This is a genomic window from Mycobacterium sp. 852014-52450_SCH5900713 (assembly GCF_001667075.1).
GTDB lineage: Bacteria > Actinomycetota > Actinomycetes > Mycobacteriales > Mycobacteriaceae > Mycobacterium.
This window is the reverse complement of sequence record NZ_LZIL01000006.1, coordinates 71,518-90,749: the sequence shown is the minus strand read 5'-3', so window position 1 is coordinate 90,749 and position 19,232 is coordinate 71,518. Positions and strand designations below refer to the sequence as shown.

General features: G+C 67.0%; 14 protein-coding genes, 1 pseudogene and 1 riboswitch. Of the genes and pseudogenes, 9 read left to right on the top strand and 6 right to left on the bottom strand.

What is annotated here, in order from left to right; genetic code table 11:
- Nucleotides 1–10: 10 nt before the first annotated feature.
- From A5773_RS02065 to A5773_RS02045, 5 genes are all read left to right on the top strand, one after another.
- Nucleotides 11–1,252 (top strand): D-alanyl-D-alanine carboxypeptidase family protein, encoded by a 1,242-nt coding sequence (locus A5773_RS02065; protein WP_066945412.1) that lies wholly within the window; start codon nucleotides 11–13, stop codon nucleotides 1,250–1,252.
- Nucleotides 1,249–2,595, top strand: coding sequence for a sugar porter family MFS transporter (locus A5773_RS02060; protein ID WP_067789176.1), 1,347 nt, complete (start codon nucleotides 1,249–1,251; stop codon nucleotides 2,593–2,595). The genes A5773_RS02065 and A5773_RS02060 overlap by 4 nt, the downstream gene beginning before the upstream one ends.
- Nucleotides 2,589–3,710 (top strand): N-acetylglucosamine-6-phosphate deacetylase, encoded by a 1,122-nt coding sequence (gene nagA / locus A5773_RS02055; protein WP_066945418.1) that lies wholly within the window; start codon nucleotides 2,589–2,591, stop codon nucleotides 3,708–3,710. Before A5773_RS02060 ends, nagA begins: the two co-directional genes overlap by 7 nt.
- Before the next feature lie 66 nt (nucleotides 3,711–3,776).
- On the top strand, nucleotides 3,777–4,145 hold the full coding sequence (locus tag A5773_RS02050) for a DoxX family protein (RefSeq protein ID WP_066945909.1): 369 nt from the start codon (nucleotides 3,777–3,779) through the stop codon (nucleotides 4,143–4,145).
- Complete coding sequence (locus A5773_RS02045) at nucleotides 4,142–4,450, top strand: nuclear transport factor 2 family protein (RefSeq protein ID WP_369817299.1); 309 nt, start codon at nucleotides 4,142–4,144, stop codon at nucleotides 4,448–4,450. The genes A5773_RS02050 and A5773_RS02045 overlap by 4 nt, the downstream gene beginning before the upstream one ends.
- A gap of 61 nt (nucleotides 4,451–4,511) precedes the next feature.
- Here the strand turns inward: A5773_RS02045 and yhjD are convergent, their stop codons facing one another.
- Both yhjD and trpS read right to left on the bottom strand, forming a co-directional pair.
- On the bottom strand, nucleotides 4,512–5,540 hold the full coding sequence (gene yhjD / locus A5773_RS02040) for an inner membrane protein YhjD (protein WP_066945424.1): 1,029 nt from the start codon (nucleotides 5,538–5,540) through the stop codon (nucleotides 4,512–4,514).
- A gap of 7 nt (nucleotides 5,541–5,547) precedes the next feature.
- Nucleotides 5,548–6,567 carry a tryptophan--tRNA ligase gene (gene trpS / locus A5773_RS02035; protein ID WP_067789173.1) on the bottom strand — a complete coding sequence of 340 codons (1,020 nt, stop codon included), beginning with the start codon at nucleotides 6,565–6,567 and terminating at the stop codon, nucleotides 5,548–5,550.
- Nucleotides 6,568–6,819: 252 nt separating this feature from the next.
- Here trpS and A5773_RS02030 point away from each other — a divergent pair, with 252 nt between their 5' ends.
- Nucleotides 6,820–7,617, top strand: coding sequence for an alpha/beta fold hydrolase (locus tag A5773_RS02030; RefSeq protein ID WP_066945912.1), 798 nt, complete (start codon nucleotides 6,820–6,822; stop codon nucleotides 7,615–7,617).
- Here A5773_RS02030 and A5773_RS02025 read toward each other — a convergent pair.
- On the bottom strand, nucleotides 7,610–8,839 hold the full coding sequence (locus A5773_RS02025; protein ID WP_067789170.1) for an NADP-dependent isocitrate dehydrogenase: 1,230 nt from the start codon (nucleotides 8,837–8,839) through the stop codon (nucleotides 7,610–7,612). The genes A5773_RS02030 and A5773_RS02025 overlap by 8 nt on opposite strands.
- A 35-nt stretch (nucleotides 8,840–8,874) precedes the next feature.
- Nucleotides 8,875–11,112, bottom strand: a complete 2,238-nt coding sequence (locus A5773_RS02020; protein WP_067789167.1) for an NADP-dependent isocitrate dehydrogenase — start codon at nucleotides 11,110–11,112, stop codon at nucleotides 8,875–8,877.
- A 147-nt stretch (nucleotides 11,113–11,259) separates the two neighbouring features.
- Nucleotides 11,260–11,376: riboswitch (SAM riboswitch) on the top strand.
- Between the two features lie 148 nt (nucleotides 11,377–11,524).
- Between A5773_RS02020 and A5773_RS02015 the strand changes: the two genes are divergently transcribed.
- The 3 genes from A5773_RS02015 to A5773_RS02005 are packed head-to-tail and all read left to right on the top strand — an operon-like array spanning nucleotide 11,525 to nucleotide 14,783.
- Nucleotides 11,525–12,904, top strand: a complete 1,380-nt coding sequence (locus A5773_RS02015; RefSeq protein WP_066945437.1) for a bifunctional o-acetylhomoserine/o-acetylserine sulfhydrylase — start codon at nucleotides 11,525–11,527, stop codon at nucleotides 12,902–12,904.
- 11 nt (nucleotides 12,905–12,915) lie between these two features.
- Nucleotides 12,916–14,052, top strand: a complete 1,137-nt coding sequence (locus tag A5773_RS02010) for a homoserine O-acetyltransferase (RefSeq protein WP_067789164.1) — start codon at nucleotides 12,916–12,918, stop codon at nucleotides 14,050–14,052.
- On the top strand, nucleotides 14,049–14,783 hold the full coding sequence (locus tag A5773_RS02005; RefSeq protein ID WP_067789201.1) for a class I SAM-dependent methyltransferase: 735 nt from the start codon (nucleotides 14,049–14,051) through the stop codon (nucleotides 14,781–14,783). The genes A5773_RS02010 and A5773_RS02005 overlap by 4 nt, the downstream gene beginning before the upstream one ends.
- Nucleotides 14,784–14,893: 110 nt before the next feature.
- Here the strand turns inward: A5773_RS02005 and A5773_RS02000 are convergent, their stop codons facing one another.
- Both A5773_RS02000 and A5773_RS01995 read right to left on the bottom strand, forming a co-directional pair.
- Nucleotides 14,894–16,897 (bottom strand): APC family permease, encoded by a 2,004-nt coding sequence (locus A5773_RS02000; RefSeq protein ID WP_082948045.1) that lies wholly within the window; start codon nucleotides 16,895–16,897, stop codon nucleotides 14,894–14,896.
- A gap of 88 nt (nucleotides 16,898–16,985) precedes the next feature.
- Nucleotides 16,986–18,914 (bottom strand): annotated as a pseudogene (locus A5773_RS01995) (APC family permease); the annotation flags it as partial.
- Between the last annotated feature and the right edge of the window lie 318 nt (nucleotides 18,915–19,232).

The window sequence follows — 19,232 nt, the reverse complement described above, 5'->3', positions numbered from 1 at the left end:
TGCACAAGCAATGAACTTCCTACGCCCCGCATCGTGCCTGGCAGCGGCCGTTTTCCTGATCGCTGCCCCGGTGACGCTGGCCGCCCCCGCCGCCCATGCCGAGCCCGGCGCCGGACCCAACGCCGCACCCGCGAACTGCCCCTTCAAGGTGAACACCCCACCCGCAGTGGATTCGTCGGAGGTTCCGCAGGCCGGTGACGCGCCGATCCCGCTGGCGGTGCCCCCCAAGCCGGTCGGCGGCGAGGCGCTGGCCGGCTGCGGCATCGTCGCCGCCCCCGATACACCGGCGCTGCCCACCGACGTCTCCGCCGACGCCTGGCTGGTGGCGGACCTGGACAGCGGCGCGGTGATCGCGGCCAGGGACCCGCACGGGCGGCACCGCCCCGCCAGCATCATCAAGGTGCTGGTCGCGATGGCATCCATCAATGCGCTCAACCTGAACAAGTCGGTGCCCGGCACCGCCGACGACGCGGCCGCCGAGGGCACCAAGGTCGGCGTCGAAGAGGGCGGGGTGTTCACCGTCAACCAGCTGCTGCACGGCCTGCTGATGCACTCCGGCAACGACGCCGCGCACGCGCTGGCCATGCAGCTCGGCGGCATGCAGCAGGCCGTGGAGAAGATCAACGTGCTGGCCGCCAAGCTCGGCGGCAAGGACACCCGGGTGGCGACACCGTCCGGGCTGGACGGCCCCGGCATGAGCACGTCGGCCTACGACATCGGCCTGTTCTACCGCTACGCCTGGCAGAACCCGACGTTCGCCGACATCGTCGCGACGCGGACGTTCGACTTCCCCGGTCACGGCGACCACCCCGGCTACGAGCTGGAAAACGACAACCAGCTGCTCTACAAGTACCCGGGCGCGCTGGGCGGCAAGACCGGCTACACCGACGACGCCGGCCAGACCTTCGTTGGCGCGGCGAACCACAACGGGCGCCGCCTGATGGCCGTCCTGCTGCACGGGACGCGGCAGCCGATCGCCCCGTGGGAGCAGGCGGCGCACCTGCTGGACTACGGATTCAGCACGCCGCAGGGCACCCAGGTCGGCAACCTGATCGAACCCGACCCCTCGCTGGCACCCGCCAAACGCGACAGCGCGGCCGACCGGCAAGGCAACGGCGCGCAGGCCGCGGGGCTCATCCCGTCGGCGGACGCGCTGCCGATCCGGGTGGGCGTCGCCGTCATCGGAACCATCATCGTGTTTAGTTTGATCATGGTCGCACGCTCGATGAACCGCCGACCGCAACACCGGTGAGATCGCGGCCCACCCGATCGCCGCGGGGATTGCTGGTCGGGCTGACCGCCGCCAGCATCGGCATCATCTACGGCTACGACCTGTCCATCATCGCCGGCGCGCAGCTGTACGTCACCGAGGACTTCGGCCTGTCCACCCGGCAACAGGAGCTGCTGACGACCATGGTGGTGATCGGCCAGATCGCCGGGGCGCTCGGGGCGGGTGTGCTGGCCAACGCGATCGGGCGCAAGAAATCGGTGGTGCTGCTGCTGGTCGCCTACGCGGCGTTCGCGCTGCTCGGTGCGCTCTCGGTCTCGCTGCCGATGCTGTTGGCGGCGCGGGTCCTGCTGGGCCTGACCCTCGGCGTGGCGGTGGTGGTCGTGCCGGTCTACGTCGCGGAATCGGCCCCGACGGCGGTGCGCGGGTCGCTGCTGACCGCCTATCAGCTGGCCATCGTCAGCGGGCTCATCATCGGCTACCTGACCGGATATCTGCTGGCCGGGACCCACAGCTGGCGCTGGATGCTGGGGCTGGCCACGGTGCCGGCAATGTTGTTGCTGCCGTTGCTCATTCGCGCGCCCGACACGGCCCGGTGGTACGTGCTGAAGGGCCGGCCCGACGAGGCCCGCGCGGCGTTGCTGCGCGTGGAACCCGACGCCCGGGTCGACGAGGAGCTCGCCGAGATCGGCCGCGCGCTGAGCGAAGGGAGCGGCGGCTGGTCCGAGATGCTGCGCCCGCCGTATTCGCGGGCCACCGCCTTCGTGGTCACGCTCGGTTTCCTGATCCAGATCACCGGTATCAACGCGATCATCTATTACAGCCCACGGATATTCCAGGCGATGGGCTTCACCGGCAACTTCGCGCTGCTGGCGCTGCCGGCCGTGGTCCAGGTCGCCGGGTTGGCCGCGGTGGGGGCGTCGCTGCTGCTCGTCGACAGGGTGGGCCGGCGCCCAATCCTGTTGTCCGGCATCGCCATGATGATCGCCGCCGACGTCGTGCTGATGGGCGTGTTCGGGCGGGGCATCGGCGGCGCGGCACTCGGGTTCGCCGGCATACTGCTGTTCATCATCGGCTACACCATGGGGTTCGGCTCCCTGGGCTGGGTGTACGCCAGCGAGAGCTTCCCGTCCCGGTTGCGGTCCATCGGGTCGAGCACGATGCTCACCTCCAACCTGGTGGCCAACGCGATCATCGCCGCCGTCTTCCTCACCATGCTGCATTCCCTCGGTGGCGCAGGCACTTTCGCGGTGTTCGCCGGCCTGGCGGTGGTCGCGTTCGTCGTCGTCTACCGGTTTGCGCCCGAGACCAAGGGCCGCCAGCTGGAGGAAGTCCGGCACTTCTGGGAGAACGGCGGCCGATGGTAGTGATCGCCGCGGGCACCATGGTGCTCGACGGGCAGGTCCGCCGGCCGGGCTGGCTGCAGACGGACGGCGGGCGAATCGTGGCCTGCGGCGCGGGCGTCCCGCCCAGCCCGGCCGACGCGCACTTCCCCGACGCCACCGTGGTGCCCGGGTTCATCGACATGCACGTGCACGGCGGCGGCGGCGCCTCCTACACCGAGCGCGACGGTATCACCGGGGCGGCGGAATTCCATCTGCGGCACGGCACCACGACGACGCTCGCCAGCCTGGTGACCGCCTCGCCCGCGGAGTTGCTCGCCGGCGTGCGTGCGCTGGCCGAAGCCGCCCGGCACGGCACGGTCGCGGGCATCCACCTCGAGGGGCCGTGGCTCTCCCGGGCCCGCTGTGGGGCGCACGACCCGGCCCAGCTGCGCGACCCGGACCCGGCCGAGATCGACGCCGTGCTCGACGCGGGCGGCGGCGCGATCCGGATGGTCACCCTGGCGCCCGAGTTGCCGGGGGCCGACGAGGCGATCCGGCGCTTTCTCGGCGCCGGAGTGATTGTGGCGGTTGGGCATACGGACGCCACCTACGAGCAGACCGAACACGCCATCGCGCTGGGTGCCACGGTGGGCACCCACCTGTGCAACGCGATGCCGCCGCTGCACCATCGCGAGCCGGGGCCGGTACTCGCCCTGCTGCGCAACCCGGGAGTCACGGTCGAACTGATCGCCGACGGCGTGCACGTGCATCCGGCCGTCGTGCGCGCGGTGATCGGGGCGGCGGGGCCCGAACGGGTCGCTGTCGTCACCGACGCCATCGCCGCGGCCGGCCGCGACGACGGGGCGTTCCGCCTCGGCGCGGTGGCCGTCGACGTGGTGTCCGGTGTGGCGCGGGTGCGCGGGACGTCGACGATCGCGGGCAGCACCGCCACCATGGACCGGCTGTTCCGCGCCGTGCATGCCGATGCGGGACTGGCCGTCGCGGCGCAGACGACTTCGGCGACGCCGGCGGGGGCGCTCGGCCTCGAGCGGGTGGGCAGCCTGCGCGCCGGCTACGACGCCGATCTCGTTGTGCTGGACCGCGATCTGCGGGTCAGCGCGGTCATGATTCGGGGCGACTGGCGGGTGACTGCCTAATCGGTGTCACGTCATGCGGCCCTGCCGCGTCATAGAGGTGAACAGCCATCGACGTGGGAGGTCATGATGAATTTGTTGCTATGGACGTTGCAGGTGGCGCTCGCCGCGCTCTTTGCCGCGTCGGGCCTGGCCAAGATCAGTCAACCGAAAGATCGGCTGATCGCCAGCGGACAAACGGGCGTCACGCCGTTCCCCTTACCGGTGATCCGTGTCACCGCGTTCTGTGAACTGCTGGGCGCCATCGGCATTGTGTTGCCCCGGCTGGTCGGTATCGCGGCGTTCCTCACCCCGCTGGCGGCTTTCGGGTTCGCGATCGTCATGGTGGGCGCCATCGGCTCGCACGCATACCTTCGCGAACCACGCAACGTCGCCGCGACCGTCACGATCTTCGCCGCCGCCGTCACGGTGGCCGTCGGCAGGGCGCTCGGCCTGTGAGCGGCCACCCGTTCCGTCGCGCCGTGGAAGCCGGCGAATTCAACCGCATCGGAAGCCTATTCGCGCCCGACGCGGTGCTGCACAGCCCCATCGCGCACCGGCCCTATCGGGGGCCGGACGTGATCGCAACCATCGTCTCCGCTGTCGCCCACGTGCTGACGGGCTTTCGCTTCGAAAAGGAGCTCTCCGGTGTGGGCACCGGCGATCACGCGCTCATGTTCAGGGCCGCCGTTGCGGACCTGGAATCCAGGGCTGCGACTTCGTGCACACGCGCGCGGACGGCCTCATCGACGAGATCACCGTGATGGTCCGCCCGCTGAGGGCGGCGACGGTGTTCGCCGAACGGATGCGCACGGCCCTGGGCGGCTAGCGCAGCCGCCGGGTGACGCGGGAGAGGGCCAGCGCCCCAACGGCTCCCATCGCCATCGCGGTCAGCGTCTGCCGCGTGCTGATCCCCTCATCGGGTTGCACGCGCGGGGCGATGATCGCCGGGGCGGGCGGTGCGACGTGGCGGGTGCGCGGGTGATCGGATGCCGTCGCCGCCCACGCCGTGCAGAAGAGCACGAGATACGAGGTGATATATGCGAACACCATCAGACCCAGCACCGGGCCGAACGTGGCGCCCGCGGGGCTGCGCAATACCACCCGCAGATAGATGGAACCCACCTGCTTGAACGCTTCGAACCCGACGGCCGCCATCAGCGCGCCGCGCGCCGAGTCGGCCAGGCTGACCTTCTCGCGCGGCAGCCGGGCGATCATCCAGGTGAACAGCATCCACGAGATGGCCGTGGAGATCACGATCGACAACAGCCAAAACAGCCAATCCAACACCGAAAGCTGCGGCACCCCAAGCCATTTCAACAGTGCAGCAAGGGGCGCGTCATGGCCCACGGTGGTCAGCCCGACGGTGGCCACGATCACCGCGAATGTTCCCAGCATGGCCAACAGATCGGAAAGCTTGTTGCGCACGAAGCCCGGCGACTCGATGCGCTCGTCCCACCACATCTCCGTCAACGCCTGGCGCAGATGCGATATCCAGCCCAGACCCGCCCACACCGCGGTGGCCAGGCCGATGACACCCACCGACGCCCGCGCATTGATCGCCGAGTTCATCAAGTCGAGCAGCTGATCGCCCAGGGCGCCGGTCACCTGGGACCGGATGTGGTCGTCGATCGTTTTCAGCAGTTCGGGCCGCCTGGCCAGGATGAACCCGAAGGCCGCGAAACCGACCATCAACAAAGGGAATAGCGCGAAGATCGTGTAATAGGTGAGGCCGGCCGCGAAGAACCCGCCGTTGCGGTCGTCGAAGCGCTGGTAGGCACGCAGGACGTGGTCGAGCCAGCCGTACCGGGCCCGCAGCCGGTCGAGGGCACCCGCCTTGGCCGGCTCGCTCATGGTGAACTCATCCTCGCTGCGGAAGGAAACCTAACCGATCGTAGACCCGCCGAACGGTTTGGCCGGCCACATCCTCGGCCCGCTGGGCCCCGGCCGCCAGGATCCCCTCCAATTCGGCTGGGTCAGCCAGCAATTCGTCGACGCGGGCCTTGATCGGGCTGACGAACTCGACGACCGCTTCGGCGGTCTCCTTCTTCAGGTCGCCGTAACCCCGTCCGGCGTAACCTTCCACGAGCTTGTCGATGCCGACGCCGGTGACCGCGGACTGGATGGTCAGCAGGTTGGACACGCCCGGCTTGGCGTCGGTGTCGAAGCGGATCTCGCGCTCGCTGTCGGTGACCGCCGAGCGAATCTTCTTCGCGGACGCGGCGGGATCGTCGAGCAGGTTGATCAAGCCGGCATCGGTGGCCGCCGACTTGCTCATCTTCGATGTCGGGTCCTGCAGGTCATAGATCTTGGCGGTGGCCTTGGGGATCAGCAGGTCGGGAACCACGAACGTGTCGGGGAACCGGCTGTTGAACCGCTGCGCCACGTCGCGCGCCAGCTCGAGGTGCTGGCGCTGGTCCTCGCCCACGGGCACCAGCTCGGCGTCGTAGGCCAGGACGTCGGCGGCCTGCAACACCGGATAGGTGAACAGGCCCACGGTGGTGGAGTCGCCGCCCTGGCGGGCCGACTTGTCTTTGAACTGCGTCATCCGCGAGGCCTGCCCGAAGCCGGTGAAGCAGCCCAGCACCCAAGCCAGCTGGGAGTGCGCGGGCACGTGGCTCTGCACGAAGATCGTGCTGCGGGCGGGGTCGATGCCGAGCGCCAGGTATTGGGCGGCCGTGGCCAAGGTCCGGCGGCGCAGCGCGTCGGGATCCTGGGGGATGGTGATGGCGTGCAGGTCGACCACGCAAAAGAACGGCTCGTGATCGTCCTGCAGCGTGACCCACTGGGTGATGGCACCCAAGGCGTTCCCCAGGTGAAGCGAATCGGAGGTGGGCTGCACGCCGGAGAAAATCCGGCGGGATCCGGTAGCGGTGCTCATGATGCACCGATCTTTTCACGCGGGCCTTTCCGGGGACCCGCCACCGCCGAGTGTGCGGCTAGCTTCACACTCGCCGCCGAGTGTGCGGACAGCTTCACGCTCGCGAGCCGGGCGGTGCCCCGACCTCGCGGAGCTCCGCTCGCTTGCGGTACCGGCGGTACCGCCTTTAATGTCGGCGGTATGGGGAGCAAGAGGACGAACAGCAACACGGGGACGCGGCCACCGATCCACCTCGGTTCGGGAGAGCCGGTTCTGTTGCTGCACCCGTTCCTGCTGTCCCAGGCGGTCTGGGAGGACGTCGCCCGGCGGTTGGCCGACACCGGGCGGTATGAGGTCTTCGCCCCCACGATGGCCGGCCACAACGGCGGGCCGCCCGCGGGGACCTGGTTCCTGTCCTCGGCGGTGCTGGCCGACCACGTGGAGCACCAGATGGACGAGCTGGGCTGGGATACCGCCCACATCGTCGGCAACTCGCTGGGCGGCTGGGTCGCGTTCGAACTCGAGCGGCGCGGGCGGGCGCGCAGCGTGATGGGCATCGCCCCGGCCGGCGGGTGGACGCGCTGGAGCCCGGCTAAGTTCGAGGTGATCGCCAAGTTCATCCTGGGCATTCCGCTGCTGGTGCTGGCCTGGCTGTTCGGCCCGAAAGTAATGCGACTGCCGTTCAGCCACCGGCTGGCCACGTACGCGATCAGCGCAACGCCGGAGGGGGTCAGCGACTCTCAACTGCTCGGCTGCATCGACGACGTCGCCCACTGCCCGGCCTACTTCCAGCTGCTGGTCAAGTCGCTGCTGCTGCACGGGCTGCAGGAGCTGGCGGAAAACGCCGTCCCGGCGCACCTGGTGATCTGCGAGAAGGACCGGATTGTGCCCGCACCCAGGTTCAGCCGGCATTTCACCACCCATTTGCCCGACGACCACCAGGTCACCGAGCTCGACGGCGTGGGGCACATCCCGATGTTCGAGGCGCCCGAGCGCGTGGCCGAACTGATCACCGAGTTCCTCGACGAGTGCACCACCGCCAGCCGGGGCGCCAACCCGTCGGCTAGTTAGCCAGCGTTTTTTCCAGGTTCTCGGCGATCGAGTTGAGGAACTCCTCGCTCTGCTGCCATTCCTGGTCGGGGCCGATGAGGATGGCCAGGTCCTTGGTCATCTTGCCGCTCTCCACCGTCTCGACCACCACGTTTTCCAGCGTCTGGGCGAACTCGATCACCTCCGGGGTGTCGTCGAGCTTGCCGCGGTGCTGCAGCCCACGCGTCCAGGCGAAGATCGAGGCGATCGGGTTCGTCGACGTCGGCTTGCCGGCCTGATACTGCCGGAAGTGCCGGGTGACGGTGCCGTGCGCGGCCTCGGCCTCGACCGTCTTGCCGTCGGCGGTCATCAGCACCGACGTCATCAGACCCAACGATCCGTAGCCCTGCGCGACCAGGTCGGACTGGACGTCGCCGTCGTAGTTCTTGCAGGCCCACACGTAGCCGCCCTCCCACTTGAGGCAGGCGGCCACCATGTCGTCGATCAGCCGGTGCTCGTAGGTCAGCCCCTCGGCCTCGAACTTGTCCTTGAACTCCTCGTCGTAGATGCGCTGGAACTCGTCCTTGAACATGCCGTCGTAGGCCTTGAGGATGGTGTTCTTGGTGGACAGGTACACCGGCCACTTGGCGTTCAGGCCGTAGGCCAGCGAGGCGCGCGCGAAATCCCGGACGGATTCCTTGAAGTTGTACATCCCCATCACGACACCGCCGTCGTCGGGGATGGAGACCACTTCGTGCACCATCGGCTTGCTGCCGTCCGACGGTGTGAACGTGATCGAGACGGTGCCCGGCTTGTCGACCTTGAAGTTCGTCGCCCGGTACTGGTCACCGAAGGCGTGCCGGCCGATGACGATCGGCTTGGTCCAGCCCGGCACCAGGCGCGGCACGTTGGAGATCACGATCGGCTCGCGGAAGATGGTGCCGCCCAGGATGTTCCGGATCGTGCCGTTAGGCGACAGCCACATCTTCTTCAGGTTGAATTCGGAGACGCGGGCCTCGTCGGGTGTGATGGTGGCGCACTTGACGCCCACCCCGTGCTTCTTGATGGCGTACGCGGCGTCGATCGTCACCTGGTCGTTGGTGCGGTCGCGGTTTTCGATGCCGAGGTCGTAGTAGTCCAGGTGGATGTCGAGATGCGGCAGGATCAGCATGTCCTTGATGAACTTCCAGATGACGCGGGTCATCTCGTCACCGTCGAGCTCGACTATGGGCCCCTTGACTTTGATCTTGTGTTCGCCTGACATATCGAGCCCGACTTTCTCTTGGCGGCCCCTTGACCTTACGAGCCTTGCGAAGCGGCTAGCGCCTCATTGAACGTCTTGCTCGGCCGCATCACCGCAGTCGTCTTCTCGCTGTCCGGGTAGTAATAGCCACCGATGTCGACCGACTCGCCCTGCGCCTCGGCGAGCTCGGCCACGATGGTGTCCTCGTTGTCGCCCAACGACTTGGCCAGCGCGGCGAAATGCTCGCGCAGCTCTTCGTCGTCGGATTGCGCGAGTTCGGCTGCCCAGTACAGCGCCAAATAGAACTGGCTGCCACGGTTGTCGAGTTCGCCGGCCTTGCGCGACGGACTCTTGTTGTTCTCCAGCAGCTTGCCGATCGCCGCGTCCAGCGTCTTGCCCAGTATCTTGGCGCGCTCGTTGTCGGTCTTGATCCCGATGTCTTCGAAACACGCTCCGAGCGCGAGGAATTCACCGAGGGAATCCCAGCGCAGATGGTTCTCCTCGAGGAGCTGGTGCACGTGCTTGGGCGCCGAACCGCCCGCCCCGGTTTCGTACATCCCGCCGCCGGACATCAGTGGCACGATAGACAGCATCTTGGCGCTGGTGCCCAGCTCGAGGATCGGGAACAGGTCGGTGAGGTAGTCGCGCAGGATGTTTCCGGTCGCGGCGATGGTGTCCTGGCCGCGCATCGCGCGCTCCAGCGTGTACCGCATGGCCCACACCTGCGGCATGATGTTGATGTCCAGGCCCTCGGTGTCGTGTTCCTTCAGGTAGGCCTTGACCTTCTTGCGCAGCTCGACCTCGTGCGGCCGTTCGGTGTCCAGCCAGAACACCACCGTCATGCCCGAGTTCCGCGCCCGGGTGACGGCCAGCTTGACCCAGTCGCGGATCGCCTCGTCGGTGACGATGGGCATCCGCCAGATGTCGCCCTCTTCCACGTTCTGGGTGAGCAGGACTTCCCCGGTGTCGAGGTCGACGATGTCGGCGACACCGTCCTCGGGGATTTCGAACGTCTTGTCGTGCGAGCCATACTCCTCGGCCTGCTGCGCCATCAGGCCGACGTTGGGCACGGTGCCCATCGTCGTCGGGTCGAACTGCCCGTGGGTTTTGCAGAAGTTGATGATCTCCTGGTAGATCCGCGAAAAGGTCGACTCGGGGTTGACGGCCTTGGTGTCCTTCTGCCGACCGTCGGCGCCCCACATCTTGCCGCCCGCGCGGATCATCGCCGGCATCGACGCGTCCACGATCACGTCGCTGGGCGAATGAAAGTTGGTGATGCCCTTGGCCGAATCGACCATGGCCAGCTCGGGGCGGTGTTCGTGGCAGGCGTGCAGGTCGCGGATGATCTCCTCGTGCAGCGAGGCGGGCAGCGACTCGATCTTGTTGTAGAGGTCGACCAGTCCGTTGTTGACGTCGACGCCGAGCTCGTCGAACAGCTCCTGGTGCTTGGCGAAGGCGTCCTTATAGAAGACCTTGACGGCGTGGCCGAAGACGATGGGATGCGACACCTTCATCATGGTCGCCTTGACGTGCAGCGAGAACATCACGCCGGTCTCGTAGGCGTCCTCCATCTGCTCTTCGTAGAACTCGACCAGGGCCTTCTTGCTCATGAACATGCTGTCGATGACGTCGCCCTCGCGCAGCTCGACCTTCGGCTTGAGCTCGAGGGTCTTGCCGCCCTTGGTCTGAAGCACCATCTTCACGTTGCGCGCGCGGTCCAGCGTCATCGACTTCTCGCCGTGGTAGAAGTCGCCCTTGCGCATGGTCGCGACGTGGGTGCGCGAGGCAGGCGACCACTCCCCCATGCTGTGCGGGTGCTTGCGCGCGTACTCCTTGACAGCCTTTGGCGCGCGCCGGTCCGAGTTGCCTTCTCGCAGAACCGGGTTGACCGCGCTGCCCAGGCATTTGCCGTAGCGGGCGCGGATTTCCCTCTCCTCGTCGGTCTTCGGACTCTGCGGGAAGTCCGGAATCTTGAAGCCTTTGCCCTGCAGCTCCTTGACGGCGGCGATCAGCTGGGGCACCGAGGCGCTGATGTTCGGCAGCTTGATGATGTTGGTGTCGGCGAGCTTGGTCAGCTTGCCCAGCTCGCCCAGGTTGTCCGGAACCCGCTGCTCTTCGGTCAGGTCTTCTCCGAACTCGGCAAGGATCCGGGCGGCGACGGAGATGTCGCTGGTCTTGATCTGGATGCCCGCCGGCTCGGCGAAGGCGCGCACGATCGGGAGGAACGCGTAGGTCGCCAGCAACGGCGCCTCGTCGGTCAGTGTGTAGATGACGGTCGGCTGTTCGGCGCTCACGGTCCCTCTCCCGGCGTGGCAAATCTTCGAATATCGGTCAGATCTCTGGGGGGCTCAGCGTTCTTCCCGCCACGTTATCAAGGGCGTTTGGCCAGGTGTCGACCCGCCATTGGCACGAAGTCGGCACAGTAAGCTAATCTTCGTATTGGTCATGAGTGCCAGCATCAAGCCCCGGCTTGCTGGCCGGCAACCCTCCAACCGCGGTGGGGTGCCCCGGGTGATGACCAGGTCTAGTAGCCACAGGCTGCGCGGCAAGCGCGGGTCCGCCATAACGGACCCCTGACTAGAGGGGAAGACGTGATGTGCACATATCCAACTCCTTCGGATCGGCCGATGTGTCGAATCGTGTCGCGCTGCTAACCCGCAACCCCGATACCCGATTCGCCAATCTCGAAGCAGAAAGCAAACCCACGTGAGCCCCGACAACAGCAGCACCAGCAACGACGACACCGACCCGACCGCCCGCTGGTCGTTCGAGACCAAGCAGGTGCACGCCGGTCAGCAACCGGACCCGGCGACCAACGCCCGCGCCCTGCCGATCTACCAGACCACGTCCTACACGTTCGATGACACCACCCACGCCGCCGCGCTGTTCGGGCTGGAGGTTCCGGGCAACATCTACACCCGGATCGGCAACCCGACCACCGACGTCGTCGAGCAACGCATCGCCGCGCTCGAGGGCGGTGTGGCCGCGCTCTTCCTGAGCTCGGGGCAGGCCGCTGAGACCTTCGCCATACTGAACCTCGCGTGTGCCGGGGATCACATCGTCTCCAGCCCGCGGCTCTACGGCGGCACGTACAACCTGTTCCACTATTCGCTGGCCAAGCTCGGCATCGAGGTCAGCTTCGTCGACGACCCCGACGACCTGGACTCCTGGCAGGCCGCCGTGCGACCGAACACCAAGGCGTTCTTCGGCGAGACCATCTCGAATCCGCAGATCGACGTGCTGGACATCCCCGGGGTGGCCGGCGTCGCCCACGCAAACGGGATACCGCTGATCGTCGACAACACCATCGCCACGCCCTACCTGATCCAGCCGTTTTCGCACGGCGCCGACATCGTGGTGCACTCGGCCACCAAGTACCTCGGCGGGCACGGCTCGGCGATCGCCGGTGTCATCGTCGACGGCGGCACCTTCGACTGGACGCAGGGCCGCTTCCCCGGATTCACCACGCCCGATCCGAGCTACCACGGCGTGGTGTTCGCCGAGCTCGGCCCGCCGGCGTATGCGCTTAAGGCGCGCGTGCAACTGCTGCGTGACCTTGGCTCCGCCGCTTCGCCGTTCAACGCGTTCCTGGTGGCCCAGGGCATCGAAACGCTGAGCTTGCGCATGGAGCGCCACGTCGCCAACGCGCAGCGCGTGGCCGAGTACCTGGCCGGCCACGACGGCGTGTTGTCGGTCAACTACGCCGGCCTGCCCGCCTCGCCGTGGCACGAGCGCGCAAAGAAGCTGGCGCCCAAGGGAACCGGTGCGGTGCTGGCGTTCGAGCTGGCCGGCGGGGTCGAGGCCGGCAAGGCGTTCGTGAACGCCCTGAAGCTGCACAGCCACGTCGCCAACATCGGCGATGTGCGCTCGCTGGTGATCCACCCGGCGTCCACCACCCACGCGCAGCTGAGCCCGGCCGAGCAGCTGAGCACCGGGGTCAGCCCGGGACTGGTGCGGCTGGCCGTCGGCATCGAGGGCATCGACGACATCCTGGCCGACCTGGAGCTCGGGTTCGCCGCGGCGCGCAAGTACGGTGCGGACGCGCAAACCTCGGGCGCCGACCCGCAAGCCGTGGCGGCGTTCTAAGGGCCCCGGCGATGACGATCTCCGACGTCCCCACCCAGACGCTGCCCGCCGAAGGCGAGATCGGCCTGGTGCACATCGGCTCGCTGACCACCGAGAGCGGCGCGGTGATCGAGGATGTCTGCATCGCCGTTCAGCGCTGGGGTGAGCTGTCGCCCAACCGCGACAACGTGGTGGTCGTGCTGCACGCGCTGACCGGCGACTCGCACATCACCGGCCCCGCCGGACCCGGGCATCCCACCGGCGGCTGGTGGGACGGCGTGGCCGGCCCTGGCGCGCCGATAGACACGGACCGCTGGTGCGCCGTGGCCACCAACGTGCTGGGCGGTTGCCGCGGTTCGACCGGACCGAGCTCGCTAGCCCGCGACGGAAAGCCTTGGGGCTCACGGTTTCCGATGATCTCGGTGCGCGACCAGGTGGAGGCCGACATCGCCGCGCTGGCAGCACTCGGGATCGACGAGGTGGCCGCCGTGGTCGGCGGATCCATGGGCGGCGCAAGGGCTTTGGAGTGGATGGTCGGTCACCCCAGCCGCGTCCGGGCCGGCCTGCTGCTGGCGGTCGGTGCGCGGGCGACCGCGGACCAGATCGGCACACAGACCACGCAGATCGCGGCCATCAAGGCCGACCCGAATTGGCAGGGCGGCGACTACCACGGCACCGGCCGCACACCGGACACCGGCCTGACCATCGCCCGCCGCTTCGCCCACCTGACCTACCGCGGGGAAGCTGAGCTCGACACCCGGTTCAGCAACGACAAGCAGAGCGTCGAAGACAGCCGGTATGCCGTGCAGAGCTACCTGGAGCATCAGGGCGACAAGCTGCTGGCCCGCTTTGACGCGGGCAGCTACGTGACGCTGACCGAGGCGCTCAATAGCCACGACGTCGGTCGCGGCCGCGGCGGTGTGCGCAAGGCCCTGAGCGGTTGCCCGGTGCCGGCCGTGGTCGGCGGCATTACCTCCGACCGGCTCTACCCGCTGCGATTGCAGGAGGAGCTCGCCGAGCTGCTGCCGGGTTGCAGCGGCCTGCATGTTGTCGAATCCATCTGCGGGCACGACGGTTTCCTGGTGGAATCCGATGCGGTCGGCGAGCTGATCCGCAAGACGTTGGATTTGGCCGACGCGGAGGACGGCGAAGGCGCGTGCCGGCGGTGACCCGCTCTCGCCACGACCGCTCCCTGTCGTTCGGTTCGGCGGCCGCGGCCTACGAGCGGGGCCGCCCGTCCTATCCCCCGGAGGCCATCGACTGGCTGTTGCCACGCGGCGCGCGACAGGTGCTGGACCTGGGTGCGGGTACCGGCAAGCTGACCACCCGGCTGGTGGAGCGCGGGCTGGACGTGGTGGCCGTCGACCCGATTCCCGACATGCTGGAAGTGCTGCGCACCTCCCTGCCGGAGACCCGGGCGCTGTTGGGCACCGCGGAGGGAATCCCGTTGCCGGACAACAGCGTCGACGTCGTGCTGGTCGCGCAGGCGTGGCATTGGGTGGACCCCGAGCGCGCCATTCCCGAGATAGCCCGCGTGCTGCGCCCGGGCGGTCGGCTGGGCCTGGTGTGGAACACCCGCGACGAGCGGCTGGGCTGGGTGCGGGAGTTGGGCGACATCATCGGTTCCGACGGCGACCGGGGCCGCTTCGACGTCACGCTGTCCGAGTCGTTCACCGAGCCGGAGCGTCACCAGGTCGAGTGGACGAACTACCTTACGCCGCAAGCCTTGATCGACCTGGTCGCATCGCGCAGCTACTGCATCACCTCGCCGACCGAGGTCCGCACCAGGACACTGGAGCAGGTGCGCGAGTTGCTCGCCACCCATCCGGCGCTGGCGAATTCGACCGGGCTGGCGCTGCCCTACGTCACCGTCTGCATCAGGGCGACGCTGTCCGAGTAGCCCGAACTAAGGCCCATCGTCATCATCCTCATCCCGTAGCAGCTTCTCGGGGTGGTGAAGTCCACCCTCAGAAATCGCCATAGATGCACACTCGCGCAAATGATTTCGGATCAGTCGTCGACCAGGCTGAGTATCGGCGCCGGCACGGGACCAACCACTTCGGGGGCGCGAGCGTCAACGCCGGCGGGTGCGACCCGCGCGATCCGTGACTCGATGTCGTAGGGCACGATGATTGCCGTCGCACCGCGGACGCGGCTGACAACACGCGCCATTTTGTCCGCCGTGCGGTCGTGCAGTAGCCGGCCCAAGAGCGGCGAATAGGTGCGCCGCGGCAACAGCACCGTCACCCTGGTGTCCGGATGGTCCTTGAGGACGCGCACCACCAATTCGTGTGCGGCGCGGCTCAGATGGCGATCCGGACAGTTGATCAGCCACAGCGGGGTGTGGTGCTCAAAGCGATCCCAACGCTCGCGCAGCCGCACGGCATGGTCGACGTCGATCACGAAGTGCACCGCGGTGAGCTCGTCGGCATGCAGCCCATAGCCGAGACGCACCGCCTCGATCTCGGCCAGGTCGATCGTGTCCACGAACACCAGCACCTGCAGCCGCGGGTGCCGCCCGAGGTCAAGGTCTTCCGTGCGCGACATCTCCAGCACGGACGCCTCGTCGCGGTATTTCCGGTTCAGCCGCATCAAGGCCAGCACCAGCAACGGGAAGATGACGACGATGAGCCACGCGCCCTCGGTGAACTTGGCCACCACGAAGATTCCCACCACGAGCGTCGACATGATTCCCGCCGACAGATTCACCACCAACTTGAATCGCCACCCCTGCCCGCGCCGGGTCAGATGGTGCTTGGCCATGCCGTAGCCGGCCATCGCGAATGCGGTGAATACGCCGATCGCGAAGAACGGCACCAACGCACTCACCTTGGCTTCGGTGACGATGAGCAACACCATCGCCAGCGCGGTCAGCACGAAGATGCCGTTCGAGAACACCAGGCGATGGCCGCGTTTGGTCAAGGGGCGAGGCAAGAAGCGGTCCTCGGCAACGAAACTCGCCAGCGCGGGAAAGCCGTTGAAGCTGGTGTTGCAACCCGTGAACAGGATCGCCGCGGTCGACGCCTGCACCAGGAAGTAGAGCACATTCCCGATCACGCCGTGGCCGAAGACCGCCCGGGCGATCTCGGACAACATCGACGGGTATTCATCGCGATAGGGTGCGGCGTGGGTGACGTGCGTCAGCCACGCCACGCCCGCGAGCAGGAAGCCGAGGATGCAGGCCATCCACGTCAGCACCCGACGGGCGTTGACGCCCTGGGGTTTCTGAAAGACGTTGACGGTGTTCGACACCGCCTCGACGCCGGTCAGTGAGGTACCGCCGTTGGCGAAGGCGCGCAATACGATCAGGAGACTCGCCCCCATGACCAGGCCGCCACCCTGATGAACCGGCACTGCGCCCACGATGTGCTGCGGATCGTATCTCGGTAATCCCCAGAATATTTCACGAACAAAGCCGGTCAGGATCGTCACCGTGATCATGCCGACGAAGGCATAGGTCGTCATCGCGAACGTGCGCCCCGATCGTCGTAGCCCGCGCAGGTTGGCCAGGCAGATCAGGACCACCGCCGCGAGCGTGATCTCCAGGTGGTAGGGCCGTAGCTGCGGGATCGCCGACACCACCGCCACCGTCGCGGCCGCGGGCTGCACCGCCACGGTGACCACGTAATCGATGAGCAGCGCGGCCGCCGCGACCTGCGCCACCCGCGGTCCGAAGTTCTCCCGTGCGACCGTGTAGGACCCGCCGGCCCGCGTGTAGACCATGACCACCTGCCGGTACGACGCGGCCACCAACGCGAGGACCACCAGAATGACTCCGGTAATCGGAAGCACCAACGCGAAAGCCGCCATCCCGGCGGCCGGCAGCAGTTCGATCATGATCTGCTCGGTGCCGTACGCGGTCGAGGAGATCGCGTCGGGTGACAGTGCGCCGAGTGCAACGGGATTCGACAATCTCTCGCCGTCCAGCTGGTCGGTGGTCAACGGCTGGCCGAGGAAAAGCCGCTTGCACTTATCGGTAAAGGAGAGCGGTATCCCGCCACTCGGTTGCGTCACAGCATCCCTTCCTCGAAGGCTTTCCAAACGATTTAGATCCAGTGCCGGCCCGACTCGTGGCCGGATGACGTCATCCCGCGCGGGTGACCTCGGCGATGCGGGACTCGATGTCATAGGGCACGATCTGCGCGACCGCACCGGGAATGCGGCTGACGGCGCGGGCGATCTTGTCCGCCGTGCGGTCGTGCAACAGCCGGCCGACGAGCGGCGAATAGGTTCGGCGCGGCAGCAGCACGGTCGCCTTGGTGTCCGGATGGTCCTTGAGCACCTGCAGCACCAACTCGTGGGCGGCGCGCCCCAGGTGCCGATCGGCACAGTCCACCAAACGAAGGGAGGTGTCGTGTTCGAATATCTCCCAACGCTTCTGCAGCCGGGCGGCATGATCGGCGTCGATCACGAAATGCACCACGGTCAGCTCGTCGGCGTGCAGACCGTTGCCATATCGCAGCGCTTCCACCTCCGCGAGGTCGATGGAATCCACGAAGACGAAGACCCGGTGCCGGGTGTAGCGGGCCAGGACCGGCTTTTCCGTGCGTGACATCTCCAGCACGGACGCCTCCGCGCGGTACTGCCGGTTCAGTCGCATCAGCGCGAGCACCAGCAGCGGGAAGACAACGACGATGAGCCAGGCGCCCTCGCTGAATTTGGCGACCGCGAAAATCCCCACTACGACGGTCGACAGGATCCCCGCGGAGAAATTGACCACCGCCTTGCGCCGCCAGCCTGGGCCGCGCTTGCTCAGGTAGTGCTTCGTCATCCCATAGCCGGCCATGGAGAATCCGGTGAACACACCGATCGCGTAGAAGGGCACCAGCGCATCAACCGAGCCCCCGGTGATGAGGAGCAACGCGATCGACAGGGCGGTCAGGGCGATGATGCCGTTGGAGAAGACCAGGCGATGGCCGCGTTTCATCAGCGGACGCGGCAAAAACCGGTCCCCGGCAACGAAACTCGCCAGCGCGGGAAAGCCGTTGAAGCTGGTGTTGCCGCCGGTGTAGAGGATCGCCGCGGTCGACGCCTGCACCAAGATGTAGAGGACACTGCCGATTGCGCCGTGACCGAAGACGGCCCGGGCGATCTCGGACAACATGGACGGGTAGCCGTCCGTGTAAGGGACGGCGTGGGTCACGTGCGTCAGCCACGCCACGCCTGCCAGCAGGAACGCGAGGATGCAGGCCATGATCGTCATGACTCGCCGGGCGTTGATGCCCTCCGGCTTGCGGAAAGTGGTGACCGTGTTCGATATGGCTTCGACTCCGGTCAGTGATGAGCCACCGTTGGCGAACGCGCGCAACACAATCAGAACGGTCGCGCCCATCACCAATCCGCTGCCCTGGTGGACCGGCACCGCTCCGGTGATGTGCTGGGGATCGTATGTCGGCAGGCTTCCGCTCAGCTCGCGAATGACTCCGACAACGATGGTCAGCGACACCATGGCCACGAACGCGTAGGTAGGCAACGCGAAACGGGCTCCCGCTTCGCGCAGACCGCGCAGGTTCGCAAAGCACATCAACAACACCATGCCGACGGTGATCTCGAGGCTGTAGGGGCCCAGCACCGGTAACGCCGAAGCCACCGCAACGGTCCCCGCGGCGCATTGCACGGCGACCGTGACCACGTAGTCGATCAGCAGTGCCGCCGCGGCGACCTGCGCCACCCGAGGGCCAAAATTCTCCCGCGCGACCACGTACGATCCGCCGGACCGCGTATAGACCATGACAACTTGGCGATACGACGCCGCCACCAGCACCAGGATCAGGAGAATGACGCCGGTGATGGGAAGCAGCAGGGCGAACGCCGCCATCCCGGCCGCAGGCAGCAGTTCGATCATGATCTGCTCGGAGCCGTAAGCGGTCGAGGAGATTGCGTCGGGCGACAGCACCCCGAGCGCGACCGGGTTCGACAACTTTTCGTGTTCGAGCTGCGAGTTGATCAGGGGCCTGCCGAGAAGGCCCCGCTTGCACACGTCGGACAGCGATGACCATGCCCTGTGCTCGCCGGGCCGCCCGTCAGCCAAAGATGTTGGCACCGCGCATATTCCTTCCCCCACCTGTTTGAAACGTCTTCCCCGAGCCATGATGCTCGCCGAAAGCGTATCTGCCGCAATTGTTTTTGTCGTCCTACCTCTATCGGCCAGCAACGATAAACACAGGAAATTGTCAGAAGAATTGCCAGCACACTCTCAGCGCGTGACTTGGATGTAACAAAGACGGCGCCATTGGTAATAAACGCTCATACTTCGCGTTGATTGGTGTGCCGCGCCAAGGGTGTTGTGAGGTAAGGCACTTCGTCTCAAAACAGATTTCGCACGCGTCGTCCGATATGGACAGTAAAC